The sequence below is a fragment of the Citrobacter sp. wls708 genome (assembly GCF_005281255.1).
Taxonomy (GTDB): domain Bacteria; phylum Pseudomonadota; class Gammaproteobacteria; order Enterobacterales; family Enterobacteriaceae; genus Citrobacter; species Citrobacter werkmanii.
Window position 1 is genome coordinate 110,893 of sequence record NZ_SZXE01000015.1, and the last position, 23,754, is coordinate 134,646.

General features: G+C 52.6%; 25 protein-coding genes. 8 read left to right on the forward strand and 17 right to left on the reverse strand.

Annotated elements, in window-relative coordinates; all coding sequences use genetic code 11:
* Positions 1 to 165: 165 nt before the first annotated feature.
* From FDW97_RS05710 to yobA, 3 genes are read right to left on the reverse strand one after another with little or no spacing between them, the layout of a single operon-like run.
* Positions 166 to 504, reverse strand: coding sequence for a YebY family protein (locus tag FDW97_RS05710; protein WP_121529159.1), 339 nt, complete (start codon positions 502 to 504; stop codon positions 166 to 168).
* A 20-nt stretch (positions 505 to 524) separates the two neighbouring features.
* On the reverse strand, positions 525 to 1,397 hold the full coding sequence (gene copD / locus FDW97_RS05715; RefSeq protein ID WP_069324700.1) for a copper homeostasis membrane protein CopD: 873 nt from the start codon (positions 1,395 to 1,397) through the stop codon (positions 525 to 527).
* Positions 1,398 to 1,400: 3 nt separating this feature from the next.
* Positions 1,401 to 1,775: a CopC domain-containing protein YobA gene (gene yobA, locus FDW97_RS05720; RefSeq protein WP_038641395.1), complete on the reverse strand. Its 375-nt coding sequence runs from the start codon at positions 1,773 to 1,775 to the stop codon at positions 1,401 to 1,403.
* Between the two features lie 143 nt (positions 1,776 to 1,918).
* On the opposite strand from yobA, the gene FDW97_RS05725 reads away from it, so the two are divergent.
* The 3 genes from FDW97_RS05725 (at position 1,919) to exoX (ending at position 3,597) form a co-directional block, all read left to right on the forward strand.
* Positions 1,919 to 2,149: a DNA polymerase III subunit theta gene (locus FDW97_RS05725; protein WP_038641397.1), complete on the forward strand. Its 231-nt coding sequence runs from the start codon at positions 1,919 to 1,921 to the stop codon at positions 2,147 to 2,149.
* A gap of 106 nt (positions 2,150 to 2,255) precedes the next feature.
* Complete coding sequence (locus FDW97_RS05730) at positions 2,256 to 2,912, forward strand: carbon-nitrogen hydrolase family protein (RefSeq protein ID WP_085048048.1); 657 nt, start codon at positions 2,256 to 2,258, stop codon at positions 2,910 to 2,912.
* 22 nt (positions 2,913 to 2,934) lie between these two features.
* Entirely contained in the window at positions 2,935 to 3,597 is a 663-nt protein-coding gene (gene exoX, locus FDW97_RS05735) for an exodeoxyribonuclease X (protein ID WP_038641401.1), read from the forward strand.
* On the opposite strand, the gene ptrB is transcribed toward exoX, so the two are convergent.
* The 4 genes from ptrB to yebG form a co-directional block, all read right to left on the reverse strand.
* On the reverse strand, positions 3,579 to 5,654 hold the full coding sequence (gene ptrB, locus FDW97_RS05740) for an oligopeptidase B (RefSeq protein ID WP_170973661.1): 2,076 nt from the start codon (positions 5,652 to 5,654) through the stop codon (positions 3,579 to 3,581). The two genes, exoX and ptrB, sit on opposite strands and share 19 nt — an antisense overlap.
* A gap of 86 nt (positions 5,655 to 5,740) precedes the next feature.
* The gene (locus tag FDW97_RS05745) at positions 5,741 to 6,400 is read right to left on the reverse strand and encodes a tellurite resistance TerB family protein (protein WP_038641405.1); all 660 of its coding nucleotides are present in this window, start codon (positions 6,398 to 6,400) and stop codon (positions 5,741 to 5,743) included.
* A gap of 94 nt (positions 6,401 to 6,494) precedes the next feature.
* Entirely contained in the window at positions 6,495 to 6,848 is a 354-nt protein-coding gene (gene yebF / locus FDW97_RS05750; RefSeq protein ID WP_038641408.1) for a protein YebF, read from the reverse strand.
* 121 nt (positions 6,849 to 6,969) lie between these two features.
* A complete protein-coding gene (gene yebG, locus FDW97_RS05755; RefSeq protein WP_038641410.1) occupies positions 6,970 to 7,260 on the reverse strand; it encodes a DNA damage-inducible protein YebG in 291 nt (96 codons plus the stop codon).
* Positions 7,261 to 7,392: 132 nt separating this feature from the next.
* Here yebG and purT point away from each other — a divergent pair, with 132 nt between their 5' ends.
* Complete coding sequence (gene purT / locus FDW97_RS05760) at positions 7,393 to 8,571, forward strand: formate-dependent phosphoribosylglycinamide formyltransferase (protein WP_137350751.1); 1,179 nt, start codon at positions 7,393 to 7,395, stop codon at positions 8,569 to 8,571.
* 68 nt (positions 8,572 to 8,639) lie between these two features.
* Here the strand turns inward: purT and kdgA are convergent, their stop codons facing one another.
* From kdgA to zwf, 3 genes are all read right to left on the reverse strand, one after another.
* Positions 8,640 to 9,281, reverse strand: coding sequence for a bifunctional 4-hydroxy-2-oxoglutarate aldolase/2-dehydro-3-deoxy-phosphogluconate aldolase (gene kdgA, locus FDW97_RS05765; protein ID WP_038641415.1), 642 nt, complete (start codon positions 9,279 to 9,281; stop codon positions 8,640 to 8,642).
* A 34-nt stretch (positions 9,282 to 9,315) separates the two neighbouring features.
* Positions 9,316 to 11,127: a phosphogluconate dehydratase gene (gene edd, locus FDW97_RS05770; RefSeq protein WP_121529163.1), complete on the reverse strand. Its 1,812-nt coding sequence runs from the start codon at positions 11,125 to 11,127 to the stop codon at positions 9,316 to 9,318.
* Positions 11,128 to 11,361: 234 nt separating this feature from the next.
* Positions 11,362 to 12,837, reverse strand: a complete 1,476-nt coding sequence (gene zwf, locus FDW97_RS05775; RefSeq protein ID WP_003034896.1) for a glucose-6-phosphate dehydrogenase — start codon at positions 12,835 to 12,837, stop codon at positions 11,362 to 11,364.
* 365 nt (positions 12,838 to 13,202) lie between these two features.
* On the opposite strand from zwf, the gene FDW97_RS05780 reads away from it, so the two are divergent.
* Positions 13,203 to 14,072, forward strand: a complete 870-nt coding sequence (locus FDW97_RS05780) for a MurR/RpiR family transcriptional regulator (RefSeq protein ID WP_137350960.1) — start codon at positions 13,203 to 13,205, stop codon at positions 14,070 to 14,072.
* A 118-nt stretch (positions 14,073 to 14,190) separates the two neighbouring features.
* Positions 14,191 to 15,633: a pyruvate kinase gene (pyk, locus tag FDW97_RS05785; protein WP_038641420.1), complete on the forward strand. Its 1,443-nt coding sequence runs from the start codon at positions 14,191 to 14,193 to the stop codon at positions 15,631 to 15,633.
* A gap of 44 nt (positions 15,634 to 15,677) precedes the next feature.
* On the opposite strand, the gene lpxM is transcribed toward pyk, so the two are convergent.
* The 3 genes from lpxM to znuA form a co-directional block, all read right to left on the reverse strand.
* Positions 15,678 to 16,649 (reverse strand): lauroyl-Kdo(2)-lipid IV(A) myristoyltransferase, encoded by a 972-nt coding sequence (gene lpxM, locus FDW97_RS05790; protein ID WP_085048042.1) that lies wholly within the window; start codon positions 16,647 to 16,649, stop codon positions 15,678 to 15,680.
* Positions 16,650 to 16,768: 119 nt separating this feature from the next.
* Entirely contained in the window at positions 16,769 to 18,088 is a 1,320-nt protein-coding gene (gene mepM, locus FDW97_RS05795) for a murein DD-endopeptidase MepM (RefSeq protein ID WP_050764953.1), read from the reverse strand.
* A 15-nt stretch (positions 18,089 to 18,103) separates the two neighbouring features.
* Complete coding sequence (gene znuA / locus FDW97_RS05800; RefSeq protein WP_137350961.1) at positions 18,104 to 19,048, reverse strand: zinc ABC transporter substrate-binding protein ZnuA; 945 nt, start codon at positions 19,046 to 19,048, stop codon at positions 18,104 to 18,106.
* 78 nt (positions 19,049 to 19,126) lie between these two features.
* Here znuA and znuC point away from each other — a divergent pair, with 78 nt between their 5' ends.
* Together znuC and znuB are read left to right on the forward strand one after the other, a co-directional pair.
* Positions 19,127 to 19,882 carry a zinc ABC transporter ATP-binding protein ZnuC gene (znuC, locus tag FDW97_RS05805; protein ID WP_006684140.1) on the forward strand — a complete coding sequence of 252 codons (756 nt, stop codon included), beginning with the start codon at positions 19,127 to 19,129 and terminating at the stop codon, positions 19,880 to 19,882.
* Complete coding sequence (gene znuB, locus FDW97_RS05810; protein ID WP_085048041.1) at positions 19,879 to 20,664, forward strand: zinc ABC transporter permease subunit ZnuB; 786 nt, start codon at positions 19,879 to 19,881, stop codon at positions 20,662 to 20,664. Before znuC ends, znuB begins: the two co-directional genes overlap by 4 nt.
* Before the next feature lie 78 nt (positions 20,665 to 20,742).
* Here znuB and ruvB read toward each other — a convergent pair whose 3' ends face one another.
* The 4 genes from ruvB to FDW97_RS05830 form a co-directional block, all read right to left on the reverse strand.
* A complete protein-coding gene (gene ruvB, locus FDW97_RS05815) occupies positions 20,743 to 21,753 on the reverse strand; it encodes a Holliday junction branch migration DNA helicase RuvB (RefSeq protein WP_005120696.1) in 1,011 nt (336 codons plus the stop codon).
* Positions 21,754 to 21,761: 8 nt separating this feature from the next.
* Positions 21,762 to 22,373 (reverse strand): Holliday junction branch migration protein RuvA, encoded by a 612-nt coding sequence (gene ruvA / locus FDW97_RS05820; protein ID WP_038641428.1) that lies wholly within the window; start codon positions 22,371 to 22,373, stop codon positions 21,762 to 21,764.
* An 80-nt stretch (positions 22,374 to 22,453) separates the two neighbouring features.
* Positions 22,454 to 22,975, reverse strand: a complete 522-nt coding sequence (gene ruvC / locus FDW97_RS05825; protein WP_003034867.1) for a crossover junction endodeoxyribonuclease RuvC — start codon at positions 22,973 to 22,975, stop codon at positions 22,454 to 22,456.
* 34 nt (positions 22,976 to 23,009) lie between these two features.
* Complete coding sequence (locus tag FDW97_RS05830) at positions 23,010 to 23,753, reverse strand: YebC/PmpR family DNA-binding transcriptional regulator (RefSeq protein ID WP_006684137.1); 744 nt, start codon at positions 23,751 to 23,753, stop codon at positions 23,010 to 23,012.
* Position 23,754 lies beyond the last annotated feature (1 nt).

Genomic DNA, 23,754 nt, shown 5'->3' on the forward strand with positions numbered 1-23,754 from the left:
TTACCCTGCCATTTAAGAATAGATGACAGCGCCAGGTTTTCCAGTCCGCGACTAAAGTGACCGGAAAAAAAGGCAGTCTGTTACACGACCAAATGTAAAAACCGCAAGTTCTCCTGTGAGTTCCTGCGGTTTTTTTATTGGAAATCAGAACGCTACATCTGACAATTAACAGAGTTTTTCTGCACGCTCAACAAACGGCGCCAGGCTCATTTTTTCACCCGGTTTCGTCGGGTCATCAATCTGGATAATCTCAATCGGCTTCGCCGTGGTTTTACCGCTCGCAACCTGTTCTCTGGCAACATCATTCAACGGATATTGCACCAGCGTGCTGGGATTGATGACATACAGCGCGTGACCTGCACGGCAGGTCAGCATCACCTCTTCCCGATTAAACGCCCACTTATCTTTGCCAACCTCAAAACGGCTGACGGTGATGACCTGTGGCGCTGCCAACGCGGCCCCTGAACTTGCCAGTAGTAGTAAAGAGAAAATGATTTTTTTCATGCGTTTTGCCAGTCCATCAATCAAAAAGGTTCGAGGGTTGCAAACAGGCTGACAATCGCCAGCACAACGGCCCCTATTCCCCATTCCAGTTTTGTCATCCAAATGAAATAGAGCGTCACACAGCCATTATCCTGCTGCATGCGTGGTACCAGAACATACCGATTCGCCAGGGCAATCGCTACCATTAGCATGACAAGGGCACCTTTTAACAAAAGCAGTTGCCCATAAGCCATGTGCCAGGAGCCGGAAACACCGACAATAAACAGGGCATTCATAATCCCGGTAAGTAAAACCCCGGCCACGAAGAGATGCCCATAGCGGGAGAAACGCATCATCGTTCCGATCGCTTGTTCCCGCCAGCGGCCCTGCGCCATTCTCATACAGTAAAGTACGGGCAGCAACCCGCCAAACCAGGCGGCGGCACATATCAGATGTAAGGCATGGTTAACCTGTTGGATAGCCCCAGCGACGCCAGTATGCAGCGTTGCATGTCCAACACCTGCCAGCAAAATAAACTGAGCAATCGTCAGCATCAAGAGCAGCCGCGACATGCTGCGCGGCACAACGATGGTCACCACCAACGTGACCATCGCGAGGATAATCTGCCATAGCCAGACGCCGCCAAATTGCGTCTGCAGAACGGCGCCCCAAACGTCTGTAGAGACGACATCCCGCCATCCTGAGCCCATTAAGCCCCCCTGGATCGCCAGCATTAGCGTCGCGCTGATAAAACTCCACGTCGCGGCATGGCGTTGCAGACGTAAAAAACGACGCATCATTAAACGGCGAACCGAAACGGGAGCCAGCCATGCGCCGTAAAGCGCACAACCAAACACCAGCATCAACGCGGTAAAATGAATAAATCGCAGGGCAACCCAGGTAAATGCCAGCATCGGTTATTTCACGCTAAAGGTATATTGTCCCTTTGTCTTGTGACCATCCACGGATACAACGTGCCAGTCCACCGTATATTTTCCGGCCTCCAGCGTTTGAGCGAGCGGAATAATCAGTTGCGTTTTGTCCTGATCGCTGCGGGTCGCTTTGCCCGTCTTGATTGATTCCTTTTGTGGACCTGTCAACGTTGCGCCGCTGAACGCAGGTTCGACGCCCTCAGAAAAATTCAGCGTCAGCGCCTGGGGAGAAGCGGTGACTTCCGCATTCGCCGCCGGACTTTGTTTTGTCAGGTGTGCATGCGCCAATGCAGCGGGTGTTGCGAGGAGGCTGGCGAGTACGATGAGAGTATTACGTAGCGAAGATGCAGATGAAGCCATTTCAACTATTCCTTTTTGTTATGTCTAATCTATAGAGAATAACCTTCTACAATGATCGAGTCGAGAATCATCAATTGTGTCTTGCCATTAATGCGCACTCTTAGTAACTTTGCGCGCCGGAAGACAGAGAAAAGGAGCAGCCTATGAACATCAATCTGGCCAAACTTGAGCAAGCCGAAATGGATAAGGTCAATGTTGACCTGGCCGCGGCGGGTGTCGCATTTAAAGAACGCTACAATATGCCGATCGTTGCCGAAGTGGTTGAACGTGAACAGCCCGAACATTTACGCGACTGGTTTCGTGAAAGACTCATCGCGCATCGCCTGGCATCCGTCTCCCTTTCACGCTTACCGTACGAGCCGAAAGTTAAATAAAACTTATATTACGTTACGATTCCTTACATGATGCCTGCTACAGTATAAGTATATTCTTAATCTATACTTTAAAGATGGTTGTAGACACTATGAAAAGGAAATCATTATGTCACACTGGAAAATCGCAGCAGCACAATACGAACCCCTTCACGCGTCAGTGACCGAAAACGTTGCCCATCACCTGCAATTCATTCAGGCAGCCGCACAATGCCAATGTGAATTGCTGGTCTTCCCCGCCCTCTCCTTGTTGGGCTGCGTTGATGAGAATGACTCCCTCCCAGCGCCACCTGATGAAGCGTTGCTGGAACCGCTGGCGCATGCCGCAGCGACTTACCGCATGACAATTATCGCGGGATTGCCGGTAGAGCATAACAATCGTTTTGTGAAAGGCATTGCGCTTTTCTCTCCCTGGATGACATCACCATTAACGTTTCATCAGAGCCACGGGGCCTGTATTGCCAGACAGCGCAATGCCATCAGCGTTGTGGATAGTCAGCCAGAAGGTATTGATATCGATCCTGCTTTTTCGTTATTCACCAGTAGCCAGTCCGTCAGCGAGCCAGAACTCCTCTCATCCACATCTCAGCTACAAAGTTTCTCGCATAAATTTGCCATCGCGGTATTAATGGCCAATGCACGCGGGAGCAGCGCGTTATGGGACGAGCGAGGTCGATTGATTGTACGCGCCGACAGCGGTTCTTTGCTCTTAACCGGTCAACGCACGCCACGGGGTTGGCAAGGTGATATCATTCCATTACGCTAGTCGTTTTGGTCGGGAGCATGGCATGTTGCGCATAATAGATACAGAAACCTGTGGTCTGCAGGGAGGCATTGTTGAGATTGCTTCTGTCGATGTGGTTGATGGAAAGATAGTTAACCCAATGAGCCACCTGGTGCGCCCTGACCGCCCCATTAGCCCCCAGGCGATGGCTATTCATCGCATTACTGAAGCGATGGTAGCCGATAAGCCATGGATTGAAGATATCATTCCGCACTATTACGGTAGCGAGTGGTATGTGGCGCACAACGCAAGTTTCGACCGCCGCGTATTGCCAGAGATGCCCGGAGAGTGGATCTGCACCATGAAGCTCTCCCGTCGATTGTGGCCAGGAATCAAATACAGCAATATGGCGCTGTACAAATCACGTAAGCTGAACGTTCAGACGCCTGCAGGCCTGCATCACCACCGCGCTCTGTACGATTGCTACATCACTGCGGCTTTGCTGATCGACATCATGCAGACTTCAGGCTGGACCGCAGAGCAGATGGTCGACATTACCGGCCGCCCTGCATTACTCACTACTTTCACATTTGGTAAGTACCGTGGAAAACCGGTATCAGAGGTGGCAGAACGCGATCCGGGCTATCTGCGTTGGTTATTTAATAACCTCGACAGTATGAGCCCGGAGCTGCGATTAACGCTAAAGCACTATCTGGATAACATCTGATCTGAAGCTTGCCCAGACAGTGTTCCCTGTGCCAGCCCAATCAAAAACGCGTACTCCAGGGCCACGCCTTCGTAAGATTTAAAACGCCCGGACTTACCGCCGTGCCCGGAATCCATATCCGTGCACAGTAACAGCAAGCGATCGTCCGTTTTCAGCTCACGCAATTTTGCCACCCACTTTGCCGGTTCCCAGTATTGCACCTGGGAGTCGTGTAATCCCGTCGTGACCAGCAAATGCGGATAATCCTGCGCGGTGACGTTGTCATAGGGGCTGTAGCTTTTCATATACGCATAGTACTGCGGATCCTGCGGATTACCCCATTCCTCAAATTCACCGGTGGTGAGTGGAATTGACTCATCCAGCATCGTGGTCACCACATCGACAAACGGCACCTGAGCAATCACGCCATGGAACAACTCCGGGCGCTCGTTGATGGCGACACCCATTAACATTCCGCCAGCGCTTCCCCCCATGCCGTAACATAACGATGGCGCGCCATAGCCCATTTTTAGCAGCGCATCGCAGACGTCGAGGTAATCATTAAAGGTATTTTTCTTGTGCAGAAACTTACCGTCTTCGTACCATTGCTGACCCAATTCACCGCCGCCACGTACATGGGCAATGGCATAAACAAAGCCGCGATCCAATAAGCTTAAACAGCTGCTACTGAAATCAGCATCCATACTGGCGCCATACGAACCATAGCCGTAAACCAGTAATGGGTTTTTCCCTTTCAGGAAATACTTTTGATGATAAACCAGTGAGACCGGAACCTCGGTACCATCGCGCGCGGTGATCCAGACATGTTCGCTGCGGTAATTCGCCGCATCAAATCCGGGGACCTCCGTCTGCTTAAGCACGCGACGCTCCCCGGTGTCCATATCCAGTTCAAACAACGTGTCCGGCGTGGTCATGGAGGAATAGCCATAGCGCAGTCGCGATGTCTCCGGTTCCGGGTTATAGGCAAGCCAGGTCACATACGCCGGATCGTCAAAGGCGATACCGATCACTTCGCGCGTTTTGCGATTGATCTGAAGCAGACTGGTTAAACCCTGCTGGCGTTCTTCCACCACCAGCCAGTCGGTAAACAGGGTAAACCCCTCCAGCATGACGTTTTCGCGCGGCGGGATCAGCACCTCCCACGCTTGTTCATTGCGTACGCGCGTGCGGTACAGACCAAAGTTTTTACCTTCACGATTAGAGCGCAGATAAAACTTGTGCTGATAGTGATCGAGGCTGTACTCGTGGTCTTTACGCCGCGCTAAAAAAAGCAACGGTTCGGCGTCGGCCAGTTCTGCATCCAACAGCAGAACCTCACTGGTCGTCGCGCTGGCGATATGGATCACCACATAATGTAACGATGTGGTTTTATGCAGACTGACATAAAACATGTCATCGGCTTCTTCGTACACCAATTCGTCCAGTGACGAGGGAGATCCGACGGTATGCCGCCAGACCTGGTACGGCAGTAACGTCGTGGCGTGTTTGCGAACGTAATAGAAGGTCTGGGAATCATTCGCCCAGACCAGATCCGCTTCAACGTTATCCAGTACTTCCGGATACCAGTTGCCGCTTTCCAGATTGCGGAAGCGAACGCCATATTGCCGCCGGGAGAGGTAATCTTCGGCCAGCGCCATAATGCTGTTATCGGGTGATATCGCCAGCCCTCCCAGCGTATAAAATTCACTGTGGGCTGCGCGTTGGTTGCCGTCCAGCAGAGTATCCCATTCATCCCACTCTTCGCTGAGAACCGACTGGCGCTGATAAATGGCATATTCACATCCCGGTTCATAAATATGCCGGTAACGATAACCATTTTTCACATAGGGAGCGGACGCATCCTGTGGGGGAATACGGTCGATAATTTCTTTCAGAACGCGGTCCTGCAAAGCCTGCTGCGAAGCCATAACCTGATGGCCATACGCATTTTCCTGTTGCAGGTATTCGAGCACGTCCGGCTGCGAGCGGGTGTCGTCTCGCAGCCAGTAATAATTATCAACACGTGTATCGCCATGCTGCGTCATGGCGTGGGGAATACGAGAAGCTTTTGGTAGCATGTCATTGTTCTTTTGCTTAAACATCCTATAAGGGTGGCAAAAGACAGCGATGATGCAAGCGAAACATGCACCTTAGCGATAAGTAATTAACCCGGTAAAGCCTGTTTTTGCGCCTTGAGATCCTGTTCAATGCCGTCACGAACATCCTGTGGGATCTTCAACGCATCACCCAGCGCATTCAGATAGCTGCGCTCCATAAAGTGGTCGATATCAATCGCCGCACAGCTCAGGAAGTATATTTCCAGCGCCTCTTCTTCGTTGCGGATCCCTTGCGCCAGGCGCTGAGGATCCAGCGGTTGTTCGATAGCCCGCTCAATCAGAACGCGGCCTTGCTCCTCAACACCCGCGTCACGAAGCTGCTGTTCAATGGCGGTACGCTCTTTGGCATCGATATGACCATCGCTTTTAGCCGCAAAAACCAGCGCCAGGATCAGGCGTTCAGTTCGCTCATCCAGCGGCGAGCTTTGTACGCCGAACTGCGGCTCATCCTGATGCGCGGCGCGAACTTTATCTTTGTATTTGTTCCACAGCACGGTTCCGGCAACCGCACCACCACCCACCAGAAGCGCGCTGGTGCCGTATTTGCTCAGTAACTTACGTGAGGATTTGTTGGCAACCAGTAATCCCGCCAGACCGCCTAACGCGCCAGGGACCAGAAGTTTACTCAGCCCTTGCTCGCCGGAAGATGATGCGGAGGATCCTTTTTGCCCAAGAAGAGATTGTAGTTGGTTCAGCCAGTTAGCCATTTTGCCCCTCAAGTACAGACGAATAATCGTCAAAGCGTACCCGAGGGGATGTCAGGAAGTGTTCAGCTCATCAAAAGATGTGCAAATACGCTCATTACTGCGGTTGATACTCCGCCGTTCCGGCCTGGCAGTCGACTTTTACCTGATAGTGAATATCCGCGCTTTTTCCGCGAACCGTCAGCGGGACCGACCATTTGCCATCTTTGCCCGTAATATCGGGGGTATTAACCCAGGCGACAGGATCGGCTTGCCCAACACGCTTTTGATCGTCAGCCCAGCGCGCGATGCGATTTTGCTGATAATCACGTTTCACGCTCGCCGCAATACCATCAGCATTCAGCCCTTCGCATTTTGGAAACTGAACATTTTTGCTTTCCATGTTTGCCGCAAAAACAGATACGCTGGCAGATAACAACAGCAGGCTTAATAACGCTCTTTTTTTATACATTTTTTTCTCCTTTATCTCCCCTTCGTCTTTCCGGTCGCATGTAGCAACGCGAAAAGACGTCAGGGATTGCACAATGATTCAGGAAAAAGCATGGTACAAAACGTCAGGAGCGCAAGTCGTTTCAGGCAGCCTGGGTATCATCCTCAGCGTGCGCGTCATCTTTAACGGCCTGCGGAGACGGCAGCTTGCCGTTTTTCAGGATGGCGCTCAGCACATCTTTTTGCTCAGCCAGCCACAGGGAAAGCGCTTCACGCTGCTCGTCTTCAAGCGCTACCGGTGACTGCTCCAGCCATGTGTCGAGCAAATCCGCTGTATCAAGCATTTTGTCATACGCATCGGCTTCCTTTTTGCTGGTAAACGACATTTTTTCCTCACCTTCCCGAATGACTACGTATTTAACTTCAACCGCCATTTTTGCAGCCTCTTAAATTACCTGTATTTATGTACAGCATATTCTTTTTGCGCCCTGAAATCAACCTGGCAATAAAGACAGACGCAAACGTTTTCGTATATACTGCGCCCAGATAAAACAGGGGATTAATTTATGACGTTATTAGGCACAGCGCTGCGTCCCGCAGCAACGCGAGTGATGTTATTAGGTTCAGGTGAACTGGGTAAAGAAGTGGCGATCGAATGCCAACGCCTGGGTGTGGAAGTCATTGCCGTGGATCGTTACCCCGACGCGCCAGCCATGCACGTTGCCCATCGCTCATACGTAATCAATATGCTCGATGGCGAAGCGTTACGCGAGGTTGTCGAGCGCGAAAAACCACATTATATCGTGCCGGAAATAGAAGCGATTGCCACGGATATGCTGGTAAAGCTGGAACAGGAAGGGCAACACGTTGTGCCGTGCGCACGAGCGACCCAACTGACCATGAACCGCGAAGGGATCCGTCGCCTCGCCGCAGAGGAGCTGTCTTTACCAACCTCTTCTTTTCGCTTTGCAGACAGCGAAACTCGCTTTCGCGAGGCCGTCGCCGAAATTGGCTTTCCTTGCATCGTGAAGCCAGTAATGAGTTCCTCAGGTAAGGGGCAAAGCTTTATTCGTTCAGCCGATCGGCTCACCGAAGCCTGGAACTATGCTCAACAGGGAGGCCGGGCAGGCGCCGGGCGCGTTATCGTCGAAGGCGTGGTAGATTTTGATTTTGAAATTACCCTGCTTACCGTTAGCGCCGTTGATGGCGTACACTTTTGCGCGCCGGTAGGGCATCGTCAGGAAGATGGCGATTATCGTGAATCCTGGCAGCCTCAGCAGATGAGCGACCTGGCGCTGGCGCGCGCGCAGGAGATTGCCCGTAAAGTCGTGCTGGCGTTAGGCGGCTACGGTCTGTTTGGCGTGGAGCTGTTTGTCTGCGGTGATGAGGTCATTTTTAGCGAAGCCTCCCCTCGCCCGCACGACACCGGGATGGTGACCTTAATTTCGCAGGACCTGTCTGAATTTGCCCTGCACGTCCGCGCATTTCTCGGTCTGCCCGTTAGCGCAATCCGTCAGTACGGGCCTTCCGCTTCCGCCGTTATTCTGCCGCAACTTAGCAGCCAGAATGTGACGTTTGATAACGTACAGGCCGCCGTGGGTGCTGGCCTGCAAGTACGATTCTTTGGTAAGCCGGAGATCGACGGGAGCCGTCGTTTAGGCGTGGTACTGGCTACAGCGCAAACCATTGAAGACGCGGTTGAACGCGCGAAACACGCCGCCGCACAGGTGAAAGTTACAGGATAAAAAACCAGACCCGTAGGCCGGATAAGGCGTTGATGCCGCATCCGGCCTACGGTTTACACATTAACGGCTTACTGCTTCGCGCCTTCTACTGCTTCACGAGCCAGTTTGGTAATGCGTTCGTAATCGCCAGCTTCCAGCGCATCTGCCGGAACCAGCCAGGAACCACCGATGCACAGCACGCTTTTCAGCGCGAGGTAGTCACGGTAATTCGCCGGAGAGATACCACCGGTTGGGCAGAAACGTACCTGAGAGAACGGGCCCGCAATCGCCTGCAGCGCTTTAGTACCGCCGTTCGCTTCCGCCGGGAAGAATTTGAACTCTTTCAATCCGTAGTCCATACCCAGCATCAGTTCAGAAACCGTGCTGATGCCAGGGATCAGCGGAATAGTCCCTTCCGTTGCGGCTTTTAACAGCGGCTCGGTCAGACCCGGGCTGATAGCAAACTGCGCACCGGCTTCGGTGACTTCAGCCAGTTGTTGCGGATTCAGTACAGTACCTGCGCCGACGATGGCGTCCGGAACTTCTTTCGCGATCGCGCGAATGGCATCCATCGCACATGCGGTACGTAAGGTCACTTCCAGAACGCGCACGCCACCTGCAACCAGCGCTTTTGCCATCGGCACCGCATGTTCCAGTTTATTAACCACAATAACCGGTACAACCGGGCCAGTGGTCAGGATTGCTTCTGCACTTGTCTTCCAGTTTTTCATCAGAGTTTTCTCTCGCCTGATTACAAAATAAGTCTTAAAAAGTGATACAGGTTGCGCCCTGCTCCGCTCCGGACAGCTTCTCACGCAACGCGCTGAACATTTCACGTCCGGTCCCCACGCGCGATGCGCTGAGGTCTGGAATGTGAGGCTGACGTGAAGCAAGTTCTTCTTCGTCAACCAGCAGCGTCAATTCACCTGTCTGTCCATTCACACGAATGATGTCGCCATCACGTACTTTTGCCAGCAGACCGCCATCATAGGCTTCTGGGGTTACATGGATTGCTGAAGGCACTTTACCTGAAGCACCTGAAAGTCGTCCATCGGTAACTAACGCAATTTTGAAACAACGGTCCAATAATACACCAAGTGGCGGCATGAGTTTATGTAATTCTGGCATTCCGTTCGCTTTTGGTCCCTGATGACGCACAACAACTACGCAATCGCGGTCAAGCAGACCGGCATCGAACGCCGGTAACACATCGTGCTGACTTTCAAAAACGACTGCCGGCGCTTCAATAACCTGATTTTCAACCGGTACCGCCGACGTTTTCATCACTGCGCGCCCGAGATTACCGCTCAGCACTTTAGTGCCGCCGTGGTGAGAGAAAGGTTGGTCAAAGGTGGCAATCACGTTGCTGTCCAGTGATTTCGCCGCCCCTTCGCGCCAGTCCAGTACACCGTTGTTAAGCCACGGCTCCATGGTGTAACGCGATAAACCGAATCCGGCAACGGTATTCACATCTTCATGCAGCAGACCCGCATTCAGCAGCTCACGCATTAGCACCGGTACGCCGCCCGCCGCCTGGAAATGGTTAATATCCGCCGGACCGTTCGGGTACAAACGCGCCATCAGTGGCACGATATCGGACAGATCGGAGAAGTCATCCCAGTTAATCAGAATCCCGGCCGCGCGCGCCATGGCCACCAGATGCATCGTGTGGTTAGTTGAGCCCCCGGTCGCCAGCAGCGCCACAATTCCGTTCACCACCACTTTTTCATCGATCATTTTACCGATCGGCATCCATTCATTGCCGTTCCCGGTAAGACGCGTAACCTGACGGGCGGCAGCAGCGGTCAACGCTTCACGCAGCGGCGCATCCGGATGGACGAATGAGGATCCTGGCAGTTGCATCCCCATGAACTCAACGACCATCTGGTTGGTATTCGCCGTACCGTAGAACGTACAGGTACCCGGTGCGTGATAAGACGCCGCCTCGGACTCGAGCAGCGCCATGCGATCAACTTTGCCTTCCGCATAGAGTTGACGAATACGCACTTTTTCTTTATTCGCCAGGCCGCTCGCCATCGGCCCGGAAGGAATGAAGATTGACGGCAGATGACCGAATGACAGCGCCGCCATCACCAGGCCAGGGACAATTTTATCGCACACGCCGAGGAACAACGCGCCATCGAACATATTGTGAGAGAGACCTACAGCCGCTGACATCGCAATCACTTCACGACTGAGCAGCGAAAGCTCCATCCCATCCTGTCCCTGGGTAACACCGTCACACATGGCCGGCACACCACCGGCAACCTGACCTACCGCATTGGCTTCATGCAGCGCCTGGCGAATGATAGCCGGATAATGTTCATATGGCTGATGCGCAGAAAGCATGTCGTTGTAGGAGGTAATGATCGCGATATTGTTACGCAGCATGCTTTTCAGCGATGCTTTGTCGTCCGGTTGACACGCGGCAAAGCCATGCGCAAGGTTACCGCATGCCAGTTGCGAACGATGAACGGTGGTCGATTTAGCTTGTTCAATACGGGCGAGGTAGGCAGAACGTGTATGGCGAGAACGTTCGACGATACGTTGTGTTACGCGTAACAAATTCGGATTCATAGAGGCTCCTAAAATTTATCTGTCAGAGCGGTAGGGTTAACAATGCTTATCAGTCGTGTTAAAAAGTGCTGAATCGCTTGTTTGCCGTAGCTCAGGGGCAAAATCGTTTCAGGCAGTGTAATAAAAAAAGCCCCGCGGGTGAATCCACGCGAGGCTTAAAAGTGCAAAAATTATTCTGCAATCTGTGTTAGATCATGTTACCGGTAAAATAACCCCTATGGGTAAGGCGATCTTTTACTCGAATTCGTTCCAGGAACGACCATCTCGGGTGATCATTGCCACAGAGGCAACCGGTCCCCAGGTCCCTGCCTGATACGGTTTCGGCGCATCGTTGTCCATCGCCCATGCTTCAGTAATCGAATCCACCCACTTCCAGGCTTCTTCAACTTCATCACGACGCACAAACAGCGCCTGAATACCGCGCATCGTTTCAAGCAGCAGTCGCTCATAGGCGTCGGCCAGATGTGTCTGGTTAAAGGTTTCGGAATAGCTCAGATCAAGCTTGGTGATTTGCAGGTTATGCTTGTGATCCAGACCCGGCACTTTGTTCAGCACCTGGATATCAACACCTTCATCAGGCTGCAAACGAATAGTCAGCTTGTTCTGCGGCAGATCCTGCCAGGATTCCCGGAACAGATTCAGCTCAGGCGTTTTGAAATAGACGACGACTTCAGAGCACTTCGTCGGTAAACGCTTGCCGGTACGCAGATAGAACGGAACGCCCGCCCAACGCCAGTTATCAATATCCACACGGATCGCCACAAACGTTTCCGTATTGCTGCTTTTGTTCGCGCCCTCTTCTTCCAGATATCCCGGAACTTTTTTGCCCTGGGCAAAACCCGCGGTGTACTGACCGCGAACCGTCTTTTCACGCACGTTTGAGCGGTCGATACGGCGTAGTGATTTCAGTACCTTCACTTTTTCATCACGAATGCTGTCAGCGCTCAGGTCCGACGGCGGAGACATCGCGATCATGCACAAGATCTGCAGCAGGTGGTTTTGGATCATGTCGCGCATTTGACCCGCCTGGTCAAAATAACCCCAGCGACCTTCAATACCCACTTCTTCCGCGACGGTAATTTCAACGTGATCGATCGTGCGGTTATCCCAGTTGTTTACAAACAGGGAGTTGGCAAAACGCAGTGCCAGCAGGTTCAGCACCGTCTCTTTACCGAGATAGTGGTCGATACGATAAACCTGACACTCTTCGAAATATTCACCGACCTGATCATTGATCTCGCGCGATGTTGCCAGTGACGTTCCCAACGGTTTTTCCATCACAACGCGGGCAGGTTTAGCATTCAGCTTTGCTTCACCCAAACCTTTGCAGATCGCGCCAAAGGTGCTTGGCGGCATCGCGAAATAGTTAATCGTAGTCCGTGATTTCTGATCCAGCATTTCACCCAGACGGCTAAATGCTGCGGTATCATTGACATCCAGATTACAAAACTCCAGACGGCCGCTGAGGGTCTCCCACAAACCTTCATCAATTTTTTCTTTCATGAAGGTTTCGAGCGCTTCGCGCACAACCTTGGTATAGGCTGCTTTGTCCCAGTCGGCACGCCCTACCCCGATGATACGGGTTTCCGGGTTAATCTGGCCGGCCTTTTCCAGTTGATACAGGGAAGGCAGCAATTTCCGCCGCGCCAGGTCGCCCTTCGCGCCGAAAATGACCAGGTCACATGCCTGGGCTGTTTGCGTTACCGCCATGTCATTCTCCTCAATTAAGTGTCTGGTGCTTTTGCCAGAAACTGGTTGTAATTTTATTACAGTGCACTGTACTGCTTTTACGTGAATCCGGAAACCGTAAACGCTTATCCAGCCGTGCTGTTACCGCAAACAGGCGTTTGATTGGCGTTTACCTCTGCAAAATGGATAAAAAAGTCGCTTTTTTTCGTAGTCATGAAGAAGTAACAAAACCAGACTTCGATCATGTAATGAAAAAAAACAACAACTATTCTGTCCATTTTGCCCCGTTCCTTCCGTGGCAGGGGTAATATCTAGCAAATGTATCCCCCGATTTCCCCGTATCGCTGAAATCGTTTTTTCCCATGAGCCATGAGTCGACCTACATCATGAATATGCTGGAAAAAATCCAGTTAAAACTGGAACAGTTGAGCAAATCAGAGCGTAAAGTCGCTGACATTATTCTTGCCTCACCCGACCAGGCAATCCATTCAAGCATCGCTGCGCTTGCACTGGAAGCCAACGTCAGCGAGCCGACGGTGAACCGCTTCTGTCGCAGTATGGATACGCGCGGCTTTCCTGATTTTAAACTTCATCTGGCGCAAAGTCTGGCAAATGGCACCCCTTATGTTAATCGTAATGTGGATGAGGATGACAGCGTAGAATCTTACACGGGAAAAATCTTCGAGTCGGCGATGGCAAGTCTTGACCACGTTCGCCAGTCTCTGGATAACACCGCGGTAAACAGGGCGGTGGATTTGTTAACCCAGGCGAAGAAAATTGCCTTTTTTGGTCTTGGGTCTTCCGCCGCGGTAGCGCACGACGCGATGAACAAATTTTTTCGTTTTAACGTACCGGTGATCTATTCCGACGATATTGTACTGCAACGTATGAGTTGCATGAATTGTAGCGACGACGACGTTATTGTGCTGATTTCGCATACCGGAAGAACCAAAACTCTGGTTGAACTGGCGCAGTTGGCGAGGGAAAACGACGCGATGGTTATCGCCTTGACCTCTCCCGGCACGCCGCTGGCGCGCGAAGCCACGCTGGCCATTACCCTCGACGTACCGGAAGATACTGACATTTATATGCCCATGGTCTCTCGACTTGCTCAACTGACCGTGATAGATGTGCTGGCTACAGGATTTACTTTGCGCCGCGGGGCAAAATTTAGAGATAACTTGAAGCGTGTCAAGGAAGCACTCAAGGAATCGCGTTTTGATAAAGAATTACTCATCAAGAGTGATGATCGCTAAAAGCAATAACAATGTTCTACCCTTTTATCATCCGGGTCGTTCATTTACCGTCAATGTTTGAGAACGACCGGATTAATGTTCACGCAACACCTAGTTGTTTCAGTCAACGGAGTATTACATGTCCAGAAGGCTTCGCAGAACCAAAATCGTTACCACGTTAGGCCCAGCAACTGATCGCGATAACAACCTCGAAAAAATTATCGCTGCGGGTGCGAACGTCGTACGTATGAACTTTTCGCACGGCTCTCCAGAAGATCACAAAATGCGGGCGGATAAGGTCCGTGAAATTGCCGCAAAACTGGGCCGCCATGTAGCTATTTTGGGTGACCTGCAGGGACCTAAAATCCGCGTATCAACCTTTAAAGAAGGTAAAGTTTTTCTTAATGTTGGCGACAAGTTCCTGTTAGACGCCAACCTTGGCAAAGGCGAAGGCGACAAAGAAAAAGTCGGGATCGATTATAAAGGTCTGCCTGCTGACGTCGTGCCAGGCGATATCCTGCTACTTGATGACGGTCGCGTACAGCTTAAGGTGCTGGAAGTCCAGGGAATGAAAGTCTTCACCGAAGTTACCGTCGGCGGCCCGCTGTCCAATAATAAGGGCATCAACAAACTGGGCGGCGGTCTTTCTGCTGAAGCCCTGACCGAAAAAGATAAAGCTGACATCGTCACTGCAGCGCAAATCAGCGTTGATTATCTGGCCGTCTCCTTCCCGCGCTGCGGCGAAGACCTGAACTATGCCCGCCGTCTGGCGCGCGACGCAGGTTGCGATGCGAAAATCGTCGCCAAGGTAGAACGTGCGGAAGCCGTCTGCGACCAGAATGCGATGGATGACATCATTCTGGCTTCCGACGTGGTGATGGTCGCTCGTGGCGACCTGGGCGTTGAAATTGGCGATCCTGAGCTGGTAGGTATTCAAAAAGCGTTGATTCGTCGCGCACGTCAGCTGAACCGTGCGGTTATTACCGCCACGCAGATGATGGAGTCGATGATTACCAACCCAATGCCGACCCGTGCGGAAGTGATGGACGTGGCTAACGCCGTACTGGACGGTACCGATGCCGTTATGCTCTCTGCAGAAACGGCAGCAGGTCAGTACCCGGCAGAAACCGTCGCGGCAATGGCTCGCGTATGCCTGGGTGCCGAGAAGATCCCGAGCATCAACGTCTCCAAACACCGTCTTGACGTGCAGTTTGACAATGTCGAAGAAGCGATTGCTATGTCAGCGATGTATGCCGCTAACCACCTGAAAGGGGTAACCGCTATCATCGCGATGACTGAGTCTGGTCGTACCGCGCTGATGACCTCTCGTATCAGTTCTGGTCTGCCGATTTTCGCGATGTCTCGTCATGAACGTACGCTGAATCTGACCTCTCTGTATCGCGGCGTCACCCCGGTTCACTTTGACAGCGAAACTGATGGCGTGGTTGCCGCCAATGAAGCGGTGAACCTCCTGCGCGATAAAGGTTATCTGGTTTCCGGCGACCTGGTGATTGTGACCCAGGGCGATGTCATGAGCACCATTGGCTCAACCAATACCACGCGTATTCTGACCGTCGAGTAACTACCGTCTGATGTAAAAAGGCCTCTCACATGAGAGGCCTTTTTTTATTTCTTCGGATAGAGATCTTTGCGTTTATAAGGCTCAATTTCACCCGGTTTACGCGTCTTAAGCAGTTTTAAAATCCAGGTGTATTGCTCAAGGTGTGGGGCAACAAAAATTTCCACCTCTTCGTTCATTCGTCTGGCAATTGTGTGATCATCCGCCGTCAGGATGTCATCCATCGGAGGACGTACCTGGATCGTCAGGCGGTGCGTTTTACCATCATATACCGGGAACAGAGGCACCACGCGCGCATGGCACACCTTCATCAGACGGCCAATCGCCGGTAACGTTGCTTTATAGGTCGCAAAAAAGTCCACAAACTCGCTGTGTTCAGGACCATGGTCCTGATCCGGCAAATAGTATCCCCAATATCCCTGACGTACAGACTGAATAAACGGTTTGATACCATCGTTACGCGCATGCAGGCGGCCACCGAAACGACGGCGCACCGTGTTCCAGACGTAATCGAATACCGGGTTTCCCTGGTTGTGGAACATCGCCGCCATTTTCTGCCCCTGGGAAGCCATCAACATCGCCGGGATGTCCACCCCCCAGCCATGAGGAACGAGAAAAATCACCTTTTCATCGTTGCGACGCATCTCTTCGATGATATCCAGGCCTTGCCAGTCAACCCGACTCTGAATTTTCTCCGGGCCGCGTATCGCCAGTTCCGCCATCATGACCATCGCCTGAGGCGCGGTCGCGAACATTTCATCGACAATGGCCTCGCGCTCAGCTTCACTACGCTCAGGAAAGCAGAGAGACAAATTGATCAATGCTCTGCGACGCGAGCTTTTTCCCAGTCTTCCGGCGAGCCGTCCGAGCTTTGCCAAAATAGGATCGCGGAATGATGCTGGCGTTAACGCAATCCCGGCTATCGCCGCCACGCCAAGCCAGGCGCCCCAGTAGCGCGGATGGCGAAATGATTTGTGAAACTCAGGGATATACTCAATATTCTTTTTTTTCGTTTCCATGCTCTTCCAGTGTCTGGTATCGCGAAAAGTAAATCTGCTGATAGTGTAGCGGCGCACCGTGTGCCGTACAAAATAAAAAAGCCGGCACGCATCGCGTACCGGCTCTGTCAGTGTGCTAATTAATCAAAACGCAGCTGAGGAACAACTTCTTTCACCTGTGCCAGGTAATCAGTGCGATCTGAACCGGTCAACCCTTCTGTACGCGGCAGTTTCGCCGTCAGCGGGTTAACAGCCTGCTGGTTGATCCAAACTTCGTAATGCAGGTGCGGGCCCGTTGAACGTCCGGTATTGCCTGACAGCGCGATACGGTCGCCACGTTTCACTTTTTGTCCTGGCTTAACCAATAGCTTACGCAGGTGCATATAACGCGTAGTGTAGGTGCGACCATGACGTACCGCAACATAGTACCCAGCGGCGCCGCTGCGCTTCGCGACAACCACTTCACCATCACCCACCGATAGCACTGGCGTACCCTGCGGCATCGCAAAGTCGACACCTTTATGCGGCGCTACGCGTCCCGTCACCGGGTTCAGGCGACGTGGGTTAAAGTTCGAGGAGATGCGGAACTGTTTCGCCGTTGGGAAACGCATAAAGCCTTTCGCCAGTCCAGTACCATTTCGGTCATAGAACTTACCGTCTTCAGCGCGGATGGCGTAATAATCTTTGCCTTCAGAACGCAAACGCACGCCCAGCAGTTGGCTTTGCTCACGTTTGCCGTCGAGCATTTCGCGAGACATCAGCACCGAGAACTCATCGCCTTTTTTCAGTTTGCGGAAATCCATCTGCCACTGCATGGCCTTGATCACCGCACTGATTTCAGAGCTGGTCAGCCCGGCATCTTTAGCACTGGCAACGAAGCTCCCGCCGACTGTGCCTTTGATACGGCTGTTGACCCAATCGCCCTGCTGCATTTCGCTGCTCATTTTGAAACCCGTCGCAGTGCGATCGTAAGTACGGGTTTCGCGACGAGAAACTTCCCAGGTCAGGCGTTGCAGGTCACCTTCCGCGCTTAGCGTCCAGGAAAGTTGCTGGCCAATTTTCAGGTTACGCAACTCTTTATCGGAAGCAGCAAGCTGGCTGATGTCACCCATATCGATGCCGTACTGATTCAGAATACTACTCAGCGTATCGCCCGTAGAGACGACATACTCATGCACACCGGCCTCACCAGACGTTTTGTCATCCAGTTCATCCTGGGGGATAGCTTCATCTTCCTGAGCGGCCTGATCGATAGGTTCGCTGGCCTCAGGCAACAGAGAACGAATCTCGCTTTTTTCCAGCTCGATAGTTTTGACGATGGGTGCAGAATCGGGGTGGTAAACATAGGGCCGCCAGACAGCGACGGCCAATGTCAGTACGGTAAGCGACCCCAGCATAACGCGATGGGGTCGCGGCAGATTATTAAATGCCAGAGCGACAGAGCGGGCTATCTGTTGCACGTATTCACTTCCTCATTAATCTCCTTTCAGGCAGCTCGCATACTGGTTGGCTAATTGGTTCAAAAACGCTGAATAGCTTGTTTTACCCAGTTTGATATTCGTTCCGAGTGGATCCAACGTTCCCATTCGAACGGTTGTCCCTCTCGCGACGGCTTCAACGACCGCTGGCCTGAACTGTGGCTCAGCAAAAACGCAGGTTGCTTTTTGCTCAACCAACTGTGTTCTTATTTCATGTAAACGCTGCGCACCAGGTTGAATCTCAGGGTTCACGGTAAAGTGACCAAGCGGTGTTAGTCCGTAGTGTTTCTCGTAGTAGCCATAGGCGTCATGAAAAACGAAATAACCTTTGCCCTTGAGCGGCGCGAGCACGTTACCTACCTGCTTATCGGTTGCGGCTAATTGTGCCTCAAAATCCTTCAGGTTGGCGTCAAGTTTGGCTCGACTTTGCGGCATAAGTTCCACTAATTTTTCATGGATTGCAACCGCTGAGGACCGCGCTATCTCTGGGGAGAGCCAAAGATGCATGTTGTAATCGCCGTGATGGTGATGCTCGTCACTTTTTTCACCACCCGCATCGCTGTGTCCATGATCGTCATCGTCGTCGTCAGCACCTTTCATGAGTAACGGTTTCACGTCATTAAGCTGCGCAATCGTTACCTGTTTCGCGTTAGGAATATTCTTGACTGACTTTTCCATAAACGCTTCCATCTCAGGTCCAATCCACACGACTAAGTCCGCGCCCTGTAAGCGTTTTACGTCTGAAGGACGCAGTGAGTAATCGTGTTCGGAAGCCCCGTCAGGCAGCAGAACCTGGGTATCAGTTACCCCATCAGCAATGGCTGAAGCGATAAATCCCAGCGGCTTAAGAGACGCCACAACGGCGGCATTTGCCGCCTGTGTTGCACTACCCCAAAGAGCAGCGGATAATGCTGCGAAAAGAAGCGTATTTTTATGTAACATAATGCGACCAATCATCGTAACGAATGTAAGAAATGTGATATTATAACATTCTATAACTTCTGCAAGACTAAAATTGATATGACGACTTTGGTTTCACTGGAAAATGTCTCGGTCTCTTATGGTCAACGCCGCGTCCTTTCTGACGTATCGCTTGAACTTCGACCCGGTAAAATTTTGACGCTTCTCGGCCCAAATGGTGCCGGGAAGTCAACCCTGGTGCGCGTTGTTTTGGGGCTGGTAGCGGCTGACGAGGGAGTTATCAAGCGTAATGGTCAATTGCGGATTGGCTATGTGCCGCAAAAGCTGTACCTCGATACCACGCTTCCACTGACGGTCAGTCGTTTTCTACGCTTACGTCCCGGCACCAAAAAGGAGGATATTCTTCCGGCGCTGAAGCGCGTTCAGGCCGGGCATCTGATGAATGCGCCGATGCAAAAACTCTCTGGCGGGGAAACGCAACGCGTTCTGTTGGCCCGTGCTTTATTGAATAAGCCTCAGCTACTGGTTCTTGATGAACCGACCCAGGGTGTGGATGTCAATGGTCAGGTCGCACTGTACGATCTTATCGACCAGTTACGACGTGAACTGGATTGCGCCGTACTGATGGTTTCCCATGACCTGCATCTGGTGATGGCTAAAACCGATGAAGTGCTGTGCCTCAACCACCATATTTGCTGTTCCGGCGCGCCGGAAGTGGTTTCCATGCACCCGGAATTCATCTCAATGTTCGGGCAACGCGGCGCCGAACAACTCGGAATTTACCGTCATAATCATAATCATCGCCACGATTTACAGGGTCGTATCGTCTTACGCCGGGGAAATGGTCACTCATGATTGAATTGTTATTACCCGGTTGGTTAGCCGGGATCATGCTGGCCTGTGCCGCCGGCCCACTCGGCTCGTTCGTCGTCTGGCGTCGTATGTCTTATTTTGGTGATACGCTGGCCCACGCTTCACTGCTGGGCGTCGCTTTTGGTCTGCTGCTGAATGTAAATCCTTTCTATGCCGTCATTGCCGTGACCCTGATGCTGGCGGCCGGTCTGGTATGGCTGGAGAAGCGCCCTCACCTCGCGATCGATACCTTGCTTGGTATTATGGCGCACAGCGCGTTGTCATTGGGGCTGGTTGTCGTCAGCTTGATGTCAAACATCCGCGTGGATCTGATGGCCTACCTGTTTGGTGATTTACTCGCCGTGACGCCAGAAGATCTCATCTCCATCGCCATTGGCGTGATTATCGTTCTGGCGATTCTGTTCTGGCAGTGGCGCAACCTGCTGTCGATGACCATCAGTCCGGATCTGGCTTTTGTTGATGGCGTGAAGCTGCAACGCGTTAAGCTGTTGCTGATGCTGGTTACAGCTTTAACTATCGGTGTGGCGATGAAGTTTGTCGGGGCGCTGATTATCACCTCTCTGCTGATCATCCCTGCGGCAACCGCCCGTCGTTTCGCCCGCACACCGGAACAGATGGCAGGCGTCGCCATTGGTGTGGGTATGATAGCGGTTACAGGGGGGCTGACCTTCTCAGCCTTTTATGATACCCCAGCAGGGCCATCCGTAGTGCTGTGTGCCGCGCTGCTGTTTATCTTCAGCATGATGAAAAAGCAGGCGAGCTAAGCGAGTGTTGCCCGGTGGCGCTGCGCTTACCGGGCCTACAAAATCGCCCTGGCCTGGTGAGCGTAGCGACTTCAGCCGCTAAGGCATCTCTGGCGGCGTGATCCCGAAATGGTTCCAGGCGCGCACCGTTGCCATTCTTCCGCGCGGCGTACGCTGCAGAAAACCTTGCTGAATCAGATACGGCTCCAGCACATCCTCAATGGTTTCACGTTCTTCCCCGATCGCCGCCGCCAGGTTATCCAGGCCGACCGGTCCACCGAAGAATTTATCGATCACCGCCAGCAGCAGCTTGCGGTCCATATAATCGAAGCCTTCCGCGTCGACGTTGAGCATATCCAGCGCCTGAGCGGCGATATCCGCCGAAATGGTGCCGTCATGCTTCACCTCGGCAAAATCACGTACCCGGCGTAATAAACGGTTGGCGATACGCGGCGTACCACGGGCGCGACGCGCCACTTCCAACGCCCCTTCATCGCTCATTTCCAGTCCCATGAAGCGGGCGCTACGTCCGACAATGTGCTGCAGATCGGCAACCTGATAGAACTCCAGTCGCTGCACAATACCAAAGCGATCACGCAGCGGGGACGTTAACGACCCGGCGCGCGTCGTCGCCCCAATCAGGGTAAACGGCGGCAGATCGATCTTAATTGAACGTGCAGCAGGCCCTTCGCCAATCATGATATCCAGTTGATAATCTTCCATCGCCGGATACAGCACCTCTTCCACCACCGGCGACAGGCGATGGATTTCATCGATAAAGAGAACATCGTGGGGTTCAAGGTTAGTGAGCATCGCCGCCAGATCGCCCGCTTTCTCCAGCACAGGTCCGGATGTGGTGCGCAGGTTGACGCCCATTTCATTGGCCACAATATTGGCAAGCGTGGTTTTACCGAGGCCAGGAGGACCAAAAATCAGCAGGTGATCGAGGGCATCACCGCGCAGCTTTGCCGCCTGAATAAAAATCTCCATTTGCGAGCGTACCTGAGGCTGGCCAATATACTCTTCCAGCAATTTAGGGCGGATCGCACGATCCACCAGGTCTTCAGGTGTCGTGCTGACAGCCGAAATCAGGCGATCTGCTTCAATCATCCTTTACCTCACAATGCCGCGCGAAGCGCTTCACGAATCAGGGTTTCACTGCTGGCATCAGGGCGAGCAATTTTGCTCACCATGCGGCTGGCTTCCTGTGGTTTATAGCCTAACGCCACCAGCGCAGCAACCGCTTCCTGCTCGGCGTCCTCCGTTGCCGGACTTGCCGGAGAGGTCAGGACCAGATCCGCCGCCGGGGTAAAGAGATCGCCATGCAGACCTTTAAAGCGGTCCTTCATTTCTACAATCAAACGCTCGGCAGTTTTCTTTCCAATGCCGGGTAACTTCACCAGCGCGCCAAGTTCTTCACGTTCAACGGCATTCACGAACTGCTGGGCAGACATACCGGAGAGGATCGCCAGCGCCAGCTTCGGGCCTACGCCATTGGTTTTAATTAACTCTTTAAATAGCGTGCGTTCTTGCTTGTTGTTGAAGCCATACAGCAACTGCGCGTCTTCACGCACCACAAAATGGGTGAAGATAATCGCTTCCTGTCCGGCTTCCGGCAGCTCGTAAAAACAGGTCATGGGCATATGCACTTCATAGCCTACCCCACCCGTTTCCAGAAGGACCAGCGGGGGTTGTTTTTCAAGAATGATGCCTCTGAGTCTGCCTATCACATGACGCTCCTGCGTTAAGGGCTAAAAGGTAATGCGCTATCATAAAAAAAGGCTGGATAGATATCCAGCCTCATTTGTCACTAACGTAACCGACCTCGCGCCAGATTCAGCCTCGACTCGCTCATTTGCATGGCATTCTGACTGACATGGCAGTGGGTAATGGCAATCGCCAACGCATCCGCGGCGTCCGCCTGCGGGTTGGCGGGCAGCTTCAGTAGCGTACGCACCATATGCTGCACCTGGCTTTTTTCCGCGCTACCGATACCAACCACGGTCTGTTTTACCTGGCGGGCCGCGTATTCAAAGACCGGAAGGTCCTGATTGGTCGCCGCAACGATTGCCACGCCGCGCGCCTGCCCCAGCTTTAGCGCCGAGTCGGCATTCTTCGCCATAAAAACCTGCTCAATGGCAAAATAGTCCGGCTGGAACTGGGTAATAATCTCCGTCACGCCCGCATAAATCAGCTTCAGACGTGACGGAAGATCGTCGACTTTGGTGCGAATACAGCCGCTGCCGAGGTAGGTCAGTTGCCTGCCGACCTGACGGATTACGCCATAACCGGTAATGCGTGACCCCGGGTCAATGCCGAGAATAATAGACATCACGCATCTCCTGTTATTGTATGGCTTAACCACATCATTCTAAGGTCGCAGCAACCTCATCGGAGATCTCACCGTTGTGGTAAACTTCCTGTACGTCGTCGCAGTCTTCCAGCATATCGATCAGACGCATCAGTTTCGGTGCCGTTTCTGCATCCATGTCTGCTTTAGTGGACGGGATCATCGTCACTTCAGCGCTGTCTGCTTTCAGGCCAGCCGCTTCCAGCGCGTCACGCACTTTGCCCATCTCTTCCCACGCGGTGTAAACATCAATTGCGCCGTCGTCGTAGGTCACTACATCTTCTGCACCGGCTTCCAGTGCCGCTTCCATGATGGTGTCTTCGTCGCCTTTCTCAAAAGAGATCACGCCTTTTTTGCTGAACAGGTAAGCCACGGAGCCGTCGGTGCCCAGGTTACCGCCGGTTTTGCTGAACGCATGACGCACTTCAGCCACGGTACGGTTACGGTTGTCAGACAGGCATTCAATCATCACCGCGGTGCCGCCAGGGCCGTAACCTTCATAGATGATGGTCTCCATATTCGAGTCTTCATCACCGCCCACGCCACGCGCGATGGCACGGTTCAGGGTGTCACGGGTCATGTTGTTGGACAGCGCTTTATCCACCGCCGCGCGCAGACGCGGGTTAGCATCCGGATCGCCCCCGCCCAGCTTAGCCGCCGTCACCAGCTCACGAATGATTTTGGTGAAAATTTTACCGCGCTTGGCATCCTGCGCGGCTTTACGATGTCTGGTATTGGCCCATTTACTATGACCTGCCATA